General features: G+C 37.6%; 18 protein-coding genes. 4 read left to right on the plus strand and 14 right to left on the minus strand.

All coding sequences use genetic code 11. From position 1 onward, the window contains the following. Positions 1 to 27: 27 nt before the first annotated feature. From CKK03_RS14845 to CKK03_RS14855, 3 genes are all read right to left on the minus strand, one after another. Positions 28 to 1,653 (minus strand): long-chain-fatty-acid--CoA ligase, encoded by a 1,626-nt coding sequence (locus CKK03_RS14845; RefSeq protein WP_425432871.1) that lies wholly within the window; start codon positions 1,651 to 1,653, stop codon positions 28 to 30. A 111-nt stretch (positions 1,654 to 1,764) separates the two neighbouring features. Further along, positions 1,765 to 2,439, minus strand: a complete 675-nt coding sequence (locus CKK03_RS14850) for an N-acetylmuramoyl-L-alanine amidase (protein WP_099363333.1) — start codon at positions 2,437 to 2,439, stop codon at positions 1,765 to 1,767. Positions 2,440 to 2,565: 126 nt separating this feature from the next. Then, positions 2,566 to 3,372 carry an RDD family protein gene (locus tag CKK03_RS14855; RefSeq protein WP_099363334.1) on the minus strand — a complete coding sequence of 269 codons (807 nt, stop codon included), beginning with the start codon at positions 3,370 to 3,372 and terminating at the stop codon, positions 2,566 to 2,568. 339 nt (positions 3,373 to 3,711) lie between these two features. Between CKK03_RS14855 and CKK03_RS14860 the strand changes: the two genes are divergently transcribed. Continuing rightward, positions 3,712 to 4,692, plus strand: a complete 981-nt coding sequence (locus CKK03_RS14860; RefSeq protein ID WP_099363335.1) for a stage II sporulation protein M — start codon at positions 3,712 to 3,714, stop codon at positions 4,690 to 4,692. Here the strand turns inward: CKK03_RS14860 and CKK03_RS14865 are convergent. Genes CKK03_RS14865 through CKK03_RS14885 form a run of 5 tightly spaced genes read right to left on the minus strand, consistent with a single transcriptional unit; the run spans position 4,670 to position 9,600 of the window. Then, on the minus strand, positions 4,670 to 6,028 hold the full coding sequence (locus tag CKK03_RS14865; protein WP_099363336.1) for a DUF58 domain-containing protein: 1,359 nt from the start codon (positions 6,026 to 6,028) through the stop codon (positions 4,670 to 4,672). The two genes, CKK03_RS14860 and CKK03_RS14865, sit on opposite strands and share 23 nt — an antisense overlap. Then, positions 5,979 to 6,908 (minus strand): AAA family ATPase, encoded by a 930-nt coding sequence (locus CKK03_RS14870; RefSeq protein ID WP_099363337.1) that lies wholly within the window; start codon positions 6,906 to 6,908, stop codon positions 5,979 to 5,981. The genes CKK03_RS14865 and CKK03_RS14870 overlap by 50 nt, the downstream gene beginning before the upstream one ends. Beyond that, complete coding sequence (locus CKK03_RS14875) at positions 6,905 to 8,032, minus strand: DUF4350 domain-containing protein (RefSeq protein ID WP_099363338.1); 1,128 nt, start codon at positions 8,030 to 8,032, stop codon at positions 6,905 to 6,907. The genes CKK03_RS14870 and CKK03_RS14875 overlap by 4 nt, the downstream gene beginning before the upstream one ends. Further along, entirely contained in the window at positions 8,019 to 8,672 is a 654-nt protein-coding gene (locus tag CKK03_RS14880; RefSeq protein ID WP_099363339.1) for a DUF4129 domain-containing protein, read from the minus strand. The genes CKK03_RS14875 and CKK03_RS14880 overlap by 14 nt, the downstream gene beginning before the upstream one ends. Positions 8,673 to 8,685: 13 nt before the next feature. Continuing rightward, positions 8,686 to 9,600: a hypothetical protein gene (locus CKK03_RS14885; protein WP_099363340.1), complete on the minus strand. Its 915-nt coding sequence runs from the start codon at positions 9,598 to 9,600 to the stop codon at positions 8,686 to 8,688. A 232-nt stretch (positions 9,601 to 9,832) separates the two neighbouring features. On the opposite strand from CKK03_RS14885, the gene CKK03_RS14890 reads away from it, so the two are divergent. Further along, on the plus strand, positions 9,833 to 10,327 hold the full coding sequence (locus CKK03_RS14890; RefSeq protein ID WP_099363341.1) for a metallophosphoesterase family protein: 495 nt from the start codon (positions 9,833 to 9,835) through the stop codon (positions 10,325 to 10,327). On the opposite strand, the gene CKK03_RS14895 is transcribed toward CKK03_RS14890, so the two are convergent. Beyond that, on the minus strand, positions 10,324 to 11,445 hold the full coding sequence (locus CKK03_RS14895) for an NAD(P)/FAD-dependent oxidoreductase (protein ID WP_099363342.1): 1,122 nt from the start codon (positions 11,443 to 11,445) through the stop codon (positions 10,324 to 10,326). The two genes, CKK03_RS14890 and CKK03_RS14895, sit on opposite strands and share 4 nt — an antisense overlap. Before the next feature lie 187 nt (positions 11,446 to 11,632). Here CKK03_RS14895 and CKK03_RS24160 point away from each other — a divergent pair, with 187 nt between their 5' ends. Together CKK03_RS24160 and CKK03_RS23750 are read left to right on the plus strand one after the other, a co-directional pair. Further along, positions 11,633 to 11,761, plus strand: coding sequence for a hypothetical protein (locus CKK03_RS24160; protein WP_281254511.1), 129 nt, complete (start codon positions 11,633 to 11,635; stop codon positions 11,759 to 11,761). 169 nt (positions 11,762 to 11,930) lie between these two features. Then, complete coding sequence (locus CKK03_RS23750) at positions 11,931 to 12,086, plus strand: hypothetical protein (RefSeq protein ID WP_180271264.1); 156 nt, start codon at positions 11,931 to 11,933, stop codon at positions 12,084 to 12,086. A 23-nt stretch (positions 12,087 to 12,109) separates the two neighbouring features. Here the strand turns inward: CKK03_RS23750 and CKK03_RS14900 are convergent, their stop codons facing one another. The 5 genes from CKK03_RS14900 to pgoN form a co-directional block, all read right to left on the minus strand. Next, the gene (locus tag CKK03_RS14900; RefSeq protein WP_099363343.1) at positions 12,110 to 12,925 is read right to left on the minus strand and encodes a nucleotidyltransferase domain-containing protein; all 816 of its coding nucleotides are present in this window, start codon (positions 12,923 to 12,925) and stop codon (positions 12,110 to 12,112) included. Between the two features lie 116 nt (positions 12,926 to 13,041). After that, a complete protein-coding gene (gene hutP, locus CKK03_RS14905) occupies positions 13,042 to 13,479 on the minus strand; it encodes a histidine utilization transcription antiterminator HutP (RefSeq protein WP_099363344.1) in 438 nt (145 codons plus the stop codon). Between the two features lie 173 nt (positions 13,480 to 13,652). After that, positions 13,653 to 14,057, minus strand: a complete 405-nt coding sequence (locus CKK03_RS14910) for a MaoC/PaaZ C-terminal domain-containing protein (RefSeq protein WP_099363345.1) — start codon at positions 14,055 to 14,057, stop codon at positions 13,653 to 13,655. Beyond that, the gene (locus CKK03_RS14915; RefSeq protein ID WP_099363346.1) at positions 14,054 to 14,503 is read right to left on the minus strand and encodes a MaoC family dehydratase N-terminal domain-containing protein; all 450 of its coding nucleotides are present in this window, start codon (positions 14,501 to 14,503) and stop codon (positions 14,054 to 14,056) included. Before CKK03_RS14915 ends, CKK03_RS14910 begins: the two co-directional genes overlap by 4 nt. A gap of 170 nt (positions 14,504 to 14,673) precedes the next feature. Beyond that, positions 14,674 to 15,510, minus strand: a complete 837-nt coding sequence (gene pgoN / locus CKK03_RS14920) for a glyoxal/methylglyoxal reductase (RefSeq protein WP_099363347.1) — start codon at positions 15,508 to 15,510, stop codon at positions 14,674 to 14,676. Positions 15,511 to 15,797 lie beyond the last annotated feature (287 nt).

The following is a 15,797-nucleotide window of genomic DNA, read 5'->3' on the forward strand; positions in this document are numbered from 1 at the left end:
AGGAAAATCGGGTCTTTCTTATTTCTATTAGTTAATAAATTTTTCTTTTTCCTGCCAGTATTCTTTGCGAAGATGTACTTTTTGGATCTTACCAGAGGCTGTTTTTGGTAATTCAGTCTTAAAGACAATCTTTGTAGGCGCTTTAAAATGCGCCAAACGACTGCGAGAAAATGCAATTAACTCTTCTTCTGTTACCTCATAGCCATCGCGTTTCACTACGATTGCCTGTGGCGTTTCTCCCCATTTTTCATGAGGTATAGAAATAACCGCAACCTCTAATACGGCGGGATGGTCGTATAGTGCACTTTCAACCTCAATCGAAGAGATATTCTCGCCACCACTGATTATGATATCCTTCTTCCGGTCTGCTATTTCAATATTTCCTTGTTCGTCTACAATCGCCATATCTCCTGTATGATAATAGCCACTTCGAATGACTTCGTCCGTGCCTTCACTATTGTTTAAGTATCCTTCCATAACAGTGTTACTGCGAACGATGACTTCCCCAATTTCTTTTCCATCTTGAGCAACATCTTCCCCAAATTCATTAACCACACGTACGTCGGCTCCAATAAATTCATAGCCAGCTTTTGCTTTTAGACGATATTTTTCATTTTGGGAAATATCACTCTGTGTATCGCGTATGATGGAGGTTGTAATCAGTGGCGCAGCTTCTGTCATGCCATACACTTGGATAAACTCCCACTCTAGCTCCTCTTCTACACGTTTAACAAACGCTGGTGGTGGCGCTGAACCGGCGATCACAATTCGTACATCTTGGTCCTGTTTTGCAACTTCATTTGAGGCAGCATATTGTAATAATGTATTTAAAACAGTTGGTGCCATATGCATCACGGTTACTTTATAGGTATTTATTTTTCTGAATATCTCATCAGGCTTGACCCTTCGTAAGCAAACCTGTGTAGCACCGTTCGCTGTATAGTAAAAAGGTGAGCCCCAGCCATTAACATGAAACATGGGTAAAATATGTAGTAATGTATCACGGTCAGATACACGAAGATGATGCATGGTTGTTAATGCATGGAGGTAATTACTGCGATGTGAAAGCATAACACCCTTTGGCTTTCCAGTTGTTCCACTTGTATATAATAATGTCGCAATGTCTTGCTCATCCATCTCAGGACGCTCAATTGCTGTTTTTTCAAAACGTGCCAGCCATTCCTCATAAGGAACAGACCATTCTGTGTCACCTATTTGTCCATGGATAATGATCTTTTCAACCGTTTTTAGTTTATCCCGAATGGGTTCAATGTTACCGATTAGCTCATGGTCGACAAACAATATTTTTGTTTCACTGTGGTTTAATATATACTCGTAATCCGTTGGAATTAATCTTGTGTTTAAAGGAACAATGATGGCTCCAATTTGAAATACACCATAAAAGCCCTCAAACATTTCAGAGGTATTCGGAGCTAAGTACGCGACGCGGTCTCCTTTTTCCACACCAAGATGCCTTAATCCACGTGAAAGCTGGTTCACCCTTTCGTTTACTTCTGCATACGTAAAGCTTTTGTCGTCATCAATTAACGCCGTTTTTGTACCATACAGTTTGACAGCTCGATCTAAGAATTGTGATAAAAGCAAAGGCACGTACAAATTGTTCTCCCCCTTTAGTAAGTTAATACGAAGCATGTATACGTTTTCATTATAATGAATATTTCCAAAGTTTTCAAACTATTTCAAATGAAAAAACCTATACTTTAAAGGAAACTTTCCTTTAAAAAGTATAGGTTTAGTGACAACTCAGAATCCAATTCTAGACCAATCAAATAATGACCCAGGATCTGTTTTTCTTCCCGGAGCATATTCATCATGGCCAATGATATGGCGTCTGTCATGTAAAATTGATGGATTTCTTTTTACTATGTTATGTACCAAGCGGTTGAGCGATTGATATTGAGCATCCGTATATCCAGCCAATGATGGATCGATTTGATTATAGATGTCTTCTGGTATAATTGCTGTCATTTCCTCTTTTGTTCCCATCGCAATGAGTTCGATGCCTATTGAGTAGTCATTCATTTTATTCTCATACTCTGGAAAATCACGCAAACTTCCTTTTCCAGCATGATAAGCAACCCTGTTCTCAGGGACTAGACTGTAGATTTCTCCGTCTCGATCAATTAAATAATGAACAGAAACATTATATTCCTCAAAAAGGGAGTAGACATCATCTACATTATAAGGATCTTCGGGCTTGAGTGCGGCATTGCTAATAAAATGAATCATAAGATGTGTGATTTGGTTTGTACGATTCTCTGAATAATCAAGCGGTAATGATTTATTTGTTGTAGCAATGATTTCTTCTGAATCCACCTTTACCTCCGTATTTACAACTTTTAGTTCCTTCGCGTGTGCTGAACACCCTGAAAAAAGGCTGATGATTAAAAGTCCAATGCTAAAAATTTTCCATTTCATATTCCGAATCTCCTGTACGATCTTAGATCCTAGTATTTGTAGGTCATTATACCCATTGACGTGATAAGTAATCTGCAACATTTATTATACATAGGATAAGCTAAGATGTCAGTCTAAAGTAGGAGATTATAATTCAAATTCCCATTCATCCTTCAAAATTATGTATAGGACCAATAGCTCATTTTCTAATTGTTCATATGTTTTTCCTGCTATTTCGATTCCTGCCTTTGGTAGCAAAATATCTGCAATTTGTTTTGTTCTTCTGTCTTTTACATCATCCTTCAATTGTAAAAAACGATTGCAATATGTTTGTAATAGCTTCCATTCCTTATTTCCAAATGATTTCAATGCCCATTGATCAACTGTAAGAGAATTCTTTGTAAGTCCCCTTTTCCAAATCTCTTTTTCAAGCGGACTTTGTTTTTTATGATTTTTTGCTCTTCTTTCGTGAATAACGATTGTACCGGCAACTAAATCGCCAATACGCTTATGTTTTGAATGAAAGAAAACCATTATGATGCCTACAAAATAGGCCGCTGGCATGGAATCAATAATGCGAAGAAAATTACGAATAAAGCTTGATAGCAATGTAATACTATGCCCATTTTCTTGGATAACTCGAATTCCTACGACTTTTTTTCCAATGGTCTTTCCTCCTGCAAAAAATTCAAGCAGAAAAAAATAACCCCAGTTTAAGATAAATAAAAGAATGATAGTAATGGCGATTGGTCCAGAAGAAAAACTTTCTCCAAGCAACCAAAGATCCGAGCCTCCATGTAATATAAGTAATAGAGTAAGTAAAACAAGAAGACTTGAGGTTGTTAATATTAATGTATCTAGAAAAAAAGCTGCAGCTCGGCTACCTACCCCTGCTAACTGAAATTGGATGGAAACAAACTCGGGTGTTTTTATATTGGTCTGTTCTTGATTCAAAAAGAATCCCCCTTTTCTAGGTAGTTTTTTACATATGTTGTTTCTATTTTTCTCTAAAATTACTATAATAAGGATATCCCGCATTAACTGGCAGTAAGCTCCTATGGATCAACTGCCAGTAAAAGCCCGATAAAGAGAACAAAGACTAAGAGCGCCACGTCCTGTGGCAACGTCTTTGTGACCCACATCGTGTGGGCCTCAACTAACATTCAGTGAGGGTTGAGGCAGACTAAGATCGCGACGTCCTGTCGCAACGTCTGCACTAGCACATCCTGTGCGTCGAAAAACCCTCACTGAATGAAGTTTCACTTTATCGCTATTTCAAGAGGTGATTACATATTGAACATGAAGCAATTTGTCAATCAGCATCGTGATGAATGGAAGCAGCTTGAGCAATTGATTTCCATCTTACATAAGCGTCGAAAATCGCGTAACAGTACCGAAATTAATGAGTTTCATAGACTTTATCAAAAGTGTGCCGGGCATCTTTCGTATAGCCAGACCTATTTTCCAAATGAGGAAATTACGCCTTATTTAAATGGTCTTATCTCGAAAGCGCATAATCTCCTGTACAAAGACCAAGTATCCAGTTTTCAACAGATTCGTTATTTTTTCAGTACGAAATTTATTGGACTATTACTCGAACAATGGAAATTTGCGGCAGCTGCTTTTATATTATTTACTTTAGGTGGTGTAGGAAGCTTTTTTTCCGTTCAACAGGATCCCCTTCATATGTTTTCCATATTGCCCGCAGAAATAGCCCAAGGGGTTGACCCAGACTATTTAGGAAGTGCAGATGGTGAAGTGGATTCATCTCTTATGTCCGCAAGTATTATGACAAATAATATTCAAGTTGCTATACTTGCGTTTGCCAGTGGAATCACCTTTGGTTTCTTAACCATCTATATTTTAATCTACAATGGCATCATCGTAGGTGCGTTGGCTGGATTATATTGGCATTACGGGAAAACCTATGATTTTTGGGCATATATCGTCCCTCATGGAATGATTGAGCTTACAGCTATCTTTATAGCGGGTGGTGCTGGGTTGTTGATGGGCTATAAATTGCTCGTTCCTGGCCAATATACAAGAGGCTATCAGCTCAAGTATCAGGCAAAACGCTCTGTGCAATTGCTTTTAGGTACGATTCCTTTATTTATAATAGCAGGTATTATTGAAGGTTTTATCACACCTGCTGCGATTTCGCTTGAAGCTAAATATGCTGTTGCAATCATAACGGTTATTGGAGTGATTCTTTACGTTGTAACAGGAAAACTCTTTTTACTAAAAAAAGAAGCTACAGCAAGTTCCGATTCATGATATTGATATAGTAGGAAACAGCTGTAACTGCTAATTTATCCTCATCGGCCTCAACCATCATGAGGCCTTGTTTTTCCCATTTTTGTTTCTCCTTCTTTTTCACAAGCATCTGTTGCTGTGCCATACTTTTTAGCATGGCTGTTTGGACAGTTGTAGGCTTCTCCTCTATTCTTTGGGTTAATGTGGCATCCCGGATACCGATCATTAGGAAATAATGCCTTTGTCTAAGTTTTCTTAAATAGATTAACATGCTTTCTTCCCTTAAAAATGTATGTATATCACTAAACAACAAGAGAAGACTTCGCTTTTTCTGCATTGTTTCCAAATAAGATAAAACGGCACCATAATTCGATTCTGCAGCATCTACTTTCAAATTATAAATTGAATGCAAAATCGGTTGGAGATGTGCCATCCCTTTTCCGGCTGGGACAAAAACCTTTACATCTGTTGAAAATGCTAAAAAAGAAACATAGTCCCCATTTTGTAGTGCTGCTGTTGCAACTGTAATAGCGGATTCCATCGCTCTCTCAAGTCGATTTCCCTTCTCTAACTCAGCACCCATCATTCTCCCACAATCTATTAATATCGTAATATACTTCCCATGCTCTGGTTCATATTCATTCGTCATCACTTCATGTAGCTTAGCGGTTTGCCTCCAATTGATTGTTCGGGGGTCATCACCTATGACATAACTTCGTATTTTTGAAAACTCACCAGCACCTGTCTGTTGTTTTCGGATTTTTACACCTTCATATAATAAAAATTTCTGTGCATTTTCAAGATACTGCCTTGTTTCGGATAAATCTGGTATAACCCTTACTTCGTTACTTACTGTAAATGTGAGTTGTTTTTCCCATAAGCCTAGGAAGCTTTTGTAGCGGAAATACAATTTGTTCATTTGATAATCACCGCGCTCCATAGCTCGTGTAACATATGTGATTCGGGAAGTCGTTTCACCAGATATCCTTCCACTGATCGGAAAAGGCTGAGTAAAGGAAACGGGAATGCCGTCTATTAAACGGTATGTTAGCCCATAAGTTGAATGGTTTGTTACTTCAATCTCGATGGTAGTGGGAAGCCCACGCTCCATTTCAGTTTGTAGTTTGCGTTTTGCAGAAAGCTTTTTTTTCCTCGGTGAAAACATCAAATCTACTAAGCTTCCTATGAGAATAAAGAGATTTAACCCAATCATCATCTCCCATGAAAGCTTTAATGAAAGACTTAACAAAAAGCTAATAGAAAGGATTAGTAACAAAATAATCAATCGTTTTGTAGGTAGGATGCCTCTATCTAGGAACAGGAACCGATCCCACAAGCTCTTCAATGATCTCGTCAATGGTGATTCCCTCCAATTCTGCATGTGGAGATAACTGAATTCGGTGCCTAAGTGCAGGTTTTGAGACCATTTTTACATCATCAGGAGTCACATAATCTCTTCCCGCTAAATATGCCCAAGACTGTGCAGCTTTTCCGATTGAGATTGCTGCTCTAGTACTTGCACCAAATTGGATCGTTTCGGATTCTCTTGTTTTCCGAACAATCTCGATTATGTAATTTAATACGCCTTCACCTAAAGTCACTTTTTCAATTTCCTGTCGAATCGATACAAATGTTTGAAGGTCAAGGACATTTCTAGCATCGTATTGAATGAAACTTTGTTCGATTACTTGCTTCACAATATTTTTTTCTTCCTCGGAAGCTGGAAAATCAATATGTAGTTTAAATAAAAAGCGATCCTGTTGCGCTTCTGGCAAACGATAGGTACCTTCAAATTCAATTGGGTTCTGGGTGGCAACAACGAAGAAAACGTCTGGTAACGGATACGTCTCGCCCTGTATGGTTACTTGTTTTTCTTCCATCGCCTCTAATAGTGCTGCTTGTGTTTTGGCAGGCGTACGGTTAATTTCATCGGCTAAAAGAATATTTGTGAAAACAGGCCCTTTTAATGTTTCAAAGCTGCCTTCCTTCATATTGTAAATCATACTACCTGTAATATCACTTGGTAAAAGGTCAGGTGTAAACTGAATACGTGTAAAATCACCACCAAGTAAGGTTGCAAGTGTGCGCACCATTTGTGTCTTCCCAGTTCCAGGTACACCTTCAATTAGGACATGGCCTCCAGCTAAAATGGCAGATAATAAAAGTCGTAAATTTGTATTTTGACCTAAGATTCGTTGCTCATATTTCTCAAGTAAGGATGTCAGTTCTGATCTCATCCTTTCTCCACCTCATTTCGTAATTCATCTAAGTTTTTTGACCAAATTAAATAATCTTGTTTGGTTAGTTTTTCATTTTCTAAGATTATTGTAAGATGGCGTAGATACTGCTTCACTTCGCTTTCTTTTTTTCCTGACCAACGATGTGCAAGCTTCGTCAAAAGTTCTGTCCAGTCCCGATGAAAAGGAACCCCCCATTTTTCCTGTATCAGCTGTTTCACATAATCTGCTTGAATGTTTAACGATTCATGATAGTACCGGCCTCTTATATACCATGCACTTAAGGCACGAATACCTTCATCACTAAAACGAACATTTTCTTCGCGGGGAATAATAACCTGCCCAAATCGTTTTCCTCTGTACCAAAGCCAAAGTAGGACGATTAATCCACCCTGTAAAAGCAATACTAAAAACCACCTCGGGTACAATGTTGTCAAATTAGAAGCATTTTTGGTACCATGAACATATTCATCAAAGAAATAAATCGACGCCTCCTTATCCTCAATTAACGATAATACAAGTGGGATGTGATCGTAGTCTGATAGATTGCCATTTAACATCCACTCTGGTGTAATAGTTGTAATCAATTCACCGTCTCCGATTTTTTGGCTTGTTGCAATTACACCTGCTTCATCCTCAAAAAGTACCTTTTCTTTTTTGCTTGGAATGATTCGGGTTTTAGCTTGAAAAAACGAATCATATTCTATACCGTTTTTATCCCTGATGGTAATCGCCTCATCAAGAAAAGGGTCAATATCTGCTGGAAGAGTCTTTATATCAAACATTCCTCTTGGGTTTTCCTTAAACAAAATCATCTTGTTTCCAGCTTTTATAAAATTCAAATAACCTTTTACATCTTCTTGTTCTGGTGTGAAATAAGGTTCTACCATAATCAGAATTTGATTCTCATCTTGTTTGGTGAGAAGATTTGGAGAGTGTGACCAACTTTTTACGGTATTTTCATTTTTCAAATATGTATAGATTGCCTTGACGCCGGTTGGAGAAGGAGAATCAGACACATAATGTGGATACGCTTTTGGGTTATAGGATTCAATAAAGTAAGTTAGAAAGAGTAGGATCCCAATCAGCCCAATTAAGGGAATCCATACTTTAGTTTTGCGCATGATTGTTCCCCCCTCCTCCATTTGCATCTAGCCAGATAAAAGCTTTTTCCCGAAATTGACTGTACTCCGCTCGATCAATCTCATATTCTCCATAAGTAACTTCATCAAACACGAGGGCTAAATCATAAAACTGAACGGCCCACGATTGATTTACTTTGCGCAGTTCATCATAATATTCCCAATTTGTTTTCCATACTCTTGCCTCAAGCCATTCTTTTTCATGAAAAAATAAGAGCAGTGCCAAAAACAGATGGCGCGTTGCAGGTGAAAAATGTTCGTTTTCTTCTTGCTTGATCGCTTCACGTAAATGCTTTTGATAGGTCCAGTTTAATTCCTCAACTGAATGAAGAGGTTTATGTTTATTAAACTTTGCCTTTCTTGTTTGATTTCGAACAAGTAAAAATACCGCAATACCTACTAATAAAATGGCTGCAAGAATGACCAGGATTAGCACCACATCTGCGGCACCACTTCCCGATTCAATTGCAGGGAACAAACTTTCTAATAGATCGGCCAGCCATTCTTTTACTTTATTCCACCATTCCTGAAACACATTCCTGGACTCGTCATAGTAAATCCGGTATTCTTTTTCATTTAATATTTCATCAATACGATCTCTTGCATCATTTATTTGTGCCATTGTTGATCACCACTTATCTAGGTTCATTAAAACCCTCAATCATCTCATCCAAGTCCTCTGCATCATGTCTAACCCTTGCATCAAGGTACATTACACCATATCCTACGGCAAAAAGTAAGGTCGTAAAAACGGTTGTTAAGTTAACAATTAAAGTTAACAGAACACTGTTGCCCATAAAGATTCCGAAAGTTGCTTCAACGGCAAAGCTAATCGCACTGATAATTAAAAAGAAAACAACATATAGACAAAAAAGGACCCATCCACGTTTCTTTGATAAATGCCAACTCCTAGAAAATCCAGGAGATTCATAGTCTAGTACCACAGAACCAAAATAAAAGCCCCACCGTGTAAGTAGATAACCGATCCCAACGAACAGCCCTAAGCCTAAAGCAATTGCAAAAAGAATCCCGATAATAGGTATGGCAATGGCACCAAAGATACCAATTGGAACTAAGATCATAACGGCTACAAAAAAGAAACCAAATACAATTAGACCAAACAAAATGTTACTTCCGAGCATTGCCCAAAAACGTGTAAATGCCTTTTTTATAACCGAACCTATTGTATATTCTTCGTTTTTACGAATATGATTTAATGCTATTAGTATTGCAGCCTCAGCAACAGGAAATAAAACCACACCTACTAGACCGACAAACATGGATCCTAATGCTCCTCCATATCCAATCTCCTCGGCTACCACTGTTTCATCAAAGCTATTTAGCACTTGAGTAAACCAATCATCCCCCGGACCAACTTCTCTAAAAAAGCTCGTTCCTGAAGCTAATAAGATCAGCGCCTCGAGTATGTATACAGGTCCCATGAAAATCAGTAAGATTGTAAAAAAGTCACGAAATCGATTTTTACTCAAACTAAATGTAAGATCCAGAATTTCCCCAAATCCCTTTGGTCGTGAAAATTTTGTGTTCAAGCTGCCTTCCCCCTGTTTTGTGTTGAAAAAGATTGTATGCTAATAACGCCTATTTTAACATTATTCTGGAAATTATTCTCTACAAATTTAGAAATAATTTCTAATTTAGGTATGAGGAAATAGAAAGACCTAAACCCAATGAATTAAGACACCAGGCATAAAAAATAGGCTTTCTTTTTTCTACAAAGCCAAACAGTTACAATAGGTAAAAAAACATTAGGGATTGATATACATGAGGATAGCAATTATTTCAGATACACATATGCCAAAGCGAGCAAAAAAACTACCTAAAATAGTAATAGAAGGACTACGCGGTACCGAATTAATTATTCATGCTGGAGACTGGACAGCAATTGAGGTTTATGAAGAACTGCAAACGTTAGCTCCGGTTATAGGTGTGCGAGGAAATATTGATCCACCCGAGTTACCATTTGAGGAGAAACTAACGATAGTAATAAATGGGTATAGAATCGGAGTCGTCCATGGGCATGTTGGTAAAAAGAAAACAACACCAGAACGAGCCTATGAAGCTTTCCAAGACCAAAAGTTAGATTTGATTGTGTTTGGGCATTCCCATATCCCATATAAAAAGTATCTGGGTAAAACATTACTTTTTAATCCAGGCTCCCCAACCGATAAACGGTTCCAACCACAGTTTTCATATGGAATTGTTACGCTTGGGGAGACCTTGGATGCTGAGCACTTCTATTTTGATCGTAAGAATTAATTCATATTAATTGCCCCTACAATCTCATAGAGACTTAGGTCGATTTCAAGTGTTTTTTCCATGGCAAGCTTCGCTAATTCACCACCTAAAAATGGGCCAACTGTTAATCCCGAAGCACCGAGCCCATTAGCGGCATAAAGATTTTCAAAGCCAGGGATTGCACCAATCACTGGCAAAAAATCTGGTGTGAACGGTCGAAAGCCAACTCTTGTTTCTACTACCGTTCCCTCCGATAACCCAGGAGCAATATGTAAAGCTTTATCGAAAATTTCATGAAGTCCACCTGCGGTTACTCGGTAGTCCAGCCCTTTATCATTTTCATGTGTTGCACCGACAACAACTTTCCCTTCATCAAATGCCAAGATATATTGATCATTTGGTGGCATTACAACGGGCCAATTGGCTGTGTTTGAATCTTCAAGACCTAAATGAACGATTTGAGCTTTTTGTGAGGAAACAAGAAAATCAATACCGAGAGGCTCAAGTAAATCATTTGCCCAGACCCCTGCTGTTACAATAATCTTGTCAGCCTCAATTATTTCATTTTCTATTTTTACACCGATTACGTGTTTATCCTTTTTTACGAGACTCGCACTCCCATTTCGTTCAATGGCACCATAATGTTTGGCAGCACGAATCAATGCATTTCGAAGCTCCCGTCCATTCACTCTGGCAGCCCCACTTACGTGTACAGCTGAAAATTCTTCAGATAATGGCGGAAACAATTCGGTTGTCTCTGCGGAACTCAAACGTGTAATTTCTCCAATTTCCGGAGCATCTTTCCGACGAGTATGTGCCCGCTCTTCCATTTTATCTAGTTTGTTTTCATCAATATGAAGACTAATCGCTCCTACCTTTTTATAACCAGTATTAGTCTCACCTAATGCTTCAAGCTCGCTTATTAACGTTGAATAATATTTTGCGCCTGCTTTTGCTAAACCGTACCAAGCTTTATTTCGACGTTGGGAAAGCCATGGACAGACAATTCCCGCCGCAGCATCAGTTGCCTGACCTTGATCCTTACGGTCGACAATGATTACTTTTTCACCTGCTTTTGCCAGATGATAAGCAGTTGACGAACCAAGTATCCCTGCTCCAATAACAAGATATGATGTCATTATTTCAAAATCCCTTCTATGCTCTAGATGTGATTTATTTTACTAAAAATGTGCGTTAGAAACATCTCTTTGTCGAAATTTGTATAAAATTCTTTTTATTACCCATGATATAGATAACGCTGTAAAATATAGGAAAAAAGATAAATGTATAAAACAGCGGAAATAAGTACCGAAAGGAGGCTTACAATTGGCTAAAAGGAAAAATAACCACTCTCAAACAGGAGCAAATAGTATGGACACGGAATTTGGCGCAGAGCAAGGCTTAAGTAAAAAGGCAAGGAAGAAAGCTGCACGAGAAAATAAGAAAAACAAATAAATAACCTACTTTTATTTAGTAAAATAAAGTACATTCGCAAAGTTTCGTACCGGTACATATTTGACCTGTTCCTAAGCTAGTAATTAATTGGAACGGGTTTTTTCTTTTGATACGTGGTTATTGGACAACAGTATCTGCCCGTATACTTGTTTAGAGGGGGAGATATAAAGTGAAACAACTAGAAATTCAAATGATTTTATTTGTCGGAGCAACTTTAGCTCATGAATACTGGCAACATTGGGGCCTTCCAAGAGTCTATTATTGGGATGTTCGACACTCTCATCTAAAAAAAATAGAAGATGATTCAGATGAAAAAATTGCATAGGAAAAGGGATAACTTTGTTACCCCTATTGCTGGTAGCTCTTACTTGTTTCGTCAGGTTTCCAGGCTTCGGTTAATAGGTCTCTAAAAAGTTGATTAAGGAGGCCAGTTGGATTAAGGGTACTGGATTTTAATTTAGAATTATAGAGTTCTAGGTGATGAATTTCCTGTTCGATAAATTTGTCTAGTTCCGATAGTTGATTTACTAATTTTTGACCAGAAGTTTTAGCTCTGATCAGTTTCTCAATGTCCTGTTTTAGCTCGTCCTCTTTTATCGCTTCTGCAACAAGTTTAATCAAATCAAGACTACCCATTTTGTTGTGTTTTTCAATAGATTTTGCCATCAATAATGGCCGAATCACATTGATATACGTTTTGACATGTGCACCCTTTTCTTGAATGGTTTTAAAATTTCCTTTTGCCATTTTTACATAGTGGTACATGCTTGGAATAGGTGAAAAAAAAGTAGGTTCCAATTGTTGAATTCTTTCAAAGAATGAATATGTTTGGAAATAAGTGATGTTCGAGTGTAACCACTCCAGAAGCGCGGGATTAGATTTACGAAATAGCCGAAGTGCCTTTGTAAGTTCCCAACCACTCATATCGACCAATGGATGGACAGGGATGCCGACTTTATCATGTTTCGGAATTTCAAGAACATCTCGCTTTGGATCAATTGAAAGGTACCAATCGGGATGATGAATATAAATAAACCGAACATCAAAATCACTACCTTCGGATGAAATGCCCCAAGTTCTGCTTCCAGCTTCACAAGCGTAAAGAATTTTAACGTTGTATTCTTTTTCGATTTGATTAAGAATCTCTACAATATGTTCTTTCAATATGACACCCCTCCCTAACATAAGAAAAGGAGATGCTTTTGTCATCTCCCTTTAGTAAGTAGTATTCTCAATATACGTGCACATAAAACTGATCATATCGAATTGCCCTACAAGCTTTAAATGTGATTTATCCCGAGACCAATTGTTTCGTGTTCAAGTCCTTTAATTGGCGCACCAATTGTTCCGTATAAAGCAACGGCTATCCATTCTCCCTCTTCCTCATTGGTATAAGGAGCACCTCGGACGATGGCAAATCGTAGACCGACTGTTCGACTGATTTCACCTATTGCCGTTTGCCCTCTTGTCACACCTTCAATTCCTTCAATAATCGCGTGATACAAGGCATGGGTTTCACGATACTGTGACTCATGTATAAGGCCATGTCGCTTCGCAGCTGTTTCAACAGCAGCAATCACCTTCTGCATGTTCATCGATCCGACTTTTCCTTGGCAGTAAGTAACATCCTTCAACGTAAATGATAAAGTTTCCATTTCGTTTTCCGTTAATGTTGCTAAAAGTACAGCAATCTTTCCAATTGCTATTTTTTGAGTCATAACTAAAAACCTCTAATTTCTGAATTTTCTTGTTATCTATTATCTTATTAAGATTGTAAACTTGAGTTAAATCGATTGTCAATGGATTTGGGAAATTTTAGTATAGTAGTATAGTAGTAATCTACCTTGATAAAGTATGGAGGAATGTAAGAAAAACCCATTTGAAAATGGGTTTACTTGTATTTTTCAAAAACGATTTTTCCTTTGATTACGTGTTTGTCATGCTGATTGTATGCAGCAACATCAAAAGTTAACACGTTTTCATTTATTTCTTTTAATGTAGCTTTTAACGTTATCACATCATTCAAAAACACCATGTTCCGAAAACGGATGGAATAGGTTTGAATAAAGCCTTCCTCATAGTAAGGTGTAAATAGTTTTGCTAGATTTCCCATAGTCCACATACCATGCGCAATTACACCTGGTAATCCAGCTTTATGTGCTTCATCATCTATGGTATGGATTGGATTGTAATCGTTGGATGCACCAGAATATTTTATTAGGTCCATTCTAGAAACTGGCGGGAGTTGGAGATTTTGTAGTGAATCACCAATTTGAATATTTAGTAACGAATTCATGCCAACATCTCCTTTCTAACCGCCTCCGTGATAATAACGACTAACTTAGATGAAAAAATGAGCCCGCCCTTTTCATCTTCTCCATTTTCACTAATTGTTAGAAACCCCATTGTTCCCGTAGAACCCTTTTTCTCCACGTAATTTTCGAGCTTTGAAAAGCAATATATCACTTCACCAACACATATTGGTCTATCATACTTGAATATTTGTTCACCATGAATAAGACCTTTTTCTGGTAAAACAAGCCCTTCAATATTTCCAAATTCTAATACTCTAGGAAATGTTGGTGGCGCAATATTCGCTTTATACCTGGACGCCTTCCCATACTCTTCATCAATGAAAATAGGATGAGCATCACCAATGGCCTCGGCAAATTTTTTGACCGCTCCTCTTTCGATAACATTTTTCACTTTTACTGATTTCTTACCGATAAAATCTTTTAGCACCTATAACACCCCTTTAATCAATTGGAAAAGCGATGTGAGAAAAACAAATATTATTGCATTGTTTTTTCTCATTTAGTATATCTTCATTTTATTTTGAAAGTTTAGGTAATACAAGACCTATTAATAAAGCCACACAGTATAATAAACCGTGTGGCTTTCTATTAAATCACTCAAAATCCAGTTGTCATTTCATCAGGATGTGATCCGATTCGGTCATTCTTGTTGAGTGCGCTTATTTTTTCCATATCTTCATGTGAAAGTTCAAAATCAAAAACATCCGCATTTTCTTGAATGCGGTGCTCTTTTATTGATTTAGGAATGGTAACAACACCGTTTTGTAGGTCCCAGCGTAAAATAACCTGCGCTACTGATTTATTGTGTTTTTGACTGATTTCTAACAATGTTGGGTCGTTCAGTAATTCTCCTCGTTTGAGTGGAGACCAAGCTTCTAACTGAATGCCTTCCTTTTTACAGAATTCATGCAATTCTGTTTGTGTCAAATGTGGATGGTATTCAACTTGGTTTACCATTGGCGTAATCTCTGAATTTTTTATGAGATTTTCAAGATGATGAACCTGGAAGTTGCTAACACCAATTGCACGTACACGCCCTTCTTTATACAGCTTTTCTAAGGCATGCCATGTTTCAATATACTTGTCTTTTCCTGGCCAGTGAATCAAGTATAAGTCTAAGTAGTCTAGACCTAATTTTTGTAGGCTTGTTTCGTAAGCTTGTAGTGTAGATTCATAACCTTGGTCGCTGTTCCAGACTTTTGATGTAACAAATAATTCTTCCCTGTTAATACCAGATTCGCGAATTGCTTGTCCAACACCTTCTTCATTTCTATAAACAGCAGCAGTGTCGATGCTTTTATAACCATGTTTAATTGCCCATTTGACAGAATCAATAACCTCTTGACCTTCTTGTACCTTAAAAACCCCTAGGCCAAACCATGGCATTTTCACACCGTTATGTAATGTTGTTGTATCCTGAAGCCTTTTAACCATAAAGCTCCTCCTCATTTTAAGAAAAATTTACCACTAACAGTTTCTCACACGTTAAATGATTTTTCAAATTTGAAGGATTTTTTAAATAAAAAAATTGAAAGTCTGGCTTATTTTGGAATGAAGTATTTCGTTAGTTTTTGTGCAGATATAGTGGAGAATACAAGAAGTATAAATAAGAATGCGATATTTCAACACATGACCTCACACTTTTGGCTTTTGGAATATAAGTAGTTTTATAATGAAAGCAATCGCAAAAAATATTGTAAAAATACAGATTGTTTTGTAAA

This window comes from Fredinandcohnia onubensis, assembly GCF_002734215.1.
GTDB lineage: Bacteria > Bacillota > Bacilli > Bacillales > Bacillaceae_L > Ferdinandcohnia > Ferdinandcohnia onubensis.

Excerpts from the sequence above, each read along its gene's own strand:
- CKK03_RS14875 (WP_099363338.1), bottom strand. The coding sequence starts at position 8,032 with ATGCGCAAAACTAAAGTATGGATTCCCTTAATTGGGCTGATTGGGATC.
- CKK03_RS14850 (WP_099363333.1), bottom strand. The coding sequence starts at position 2,439 with ATGAAATGGAAAATTTTTAGCATTGGACTTTTAATCATCAGCCTTTTT.
- pgoN (WP_099363347.1), bottom strand. The coding sequence starts at position 15,510 with ATGGTTAAAAGGCTTCAGGATACAACAACATTACATAACGGTGTGAAA.
- CKK03_RS14910 (WP_099363345.1), bottom strand. The coding sequence starts at position 14,057 with ATGAATTCGTTACTAAATATTCAAATTGGTGATTCACTACAAAATCTC.
- CKK03_RS14845 (WP_425432871.1), bottom strand. The coding sequence starts at position 1,653 with ATGCTTCGTATTAACTTACTAAAGGGGGAGAACAATTTGTACGTGCCT.
- CKK03_RS14890 (WP_099363341.1), top strand. The coding sequence starts at position 9,833 with ATGAGGATAGCAATTATTTCAGATACACATATGCCAAAGCGAGCAAAA.
- CKK03_RS14895 (WP_099363342.1), bottom strand. The coding sequence starts at position 11,445 with ATGACATCATATCTTGTTATTGGAGCAGGGATACTTGGTTCGTCAACT.
- hutP (WP_099363344.1), bottom strand. The coding sequence starts at position 13,479 with ATGACTCAAAAAATAGCAATTGGAAAGATTGCTGTACTTTTAGCAACA.
- CKK03_RS14880 (WP_099363339.1), bottom strand. The coding sequence starts at position 8,672 with ATGGCACAAATAAATGATGCAAGAGATCGTATTGATGAAATATTAAAT.
- CKK03_RS14870 (WP_099363337.1), bottom strand. The coding sequence starts at position 6,908 with ATGAGATCAGAACTGACATCCTTACTTGAGAAATATGAGCAACGAATC.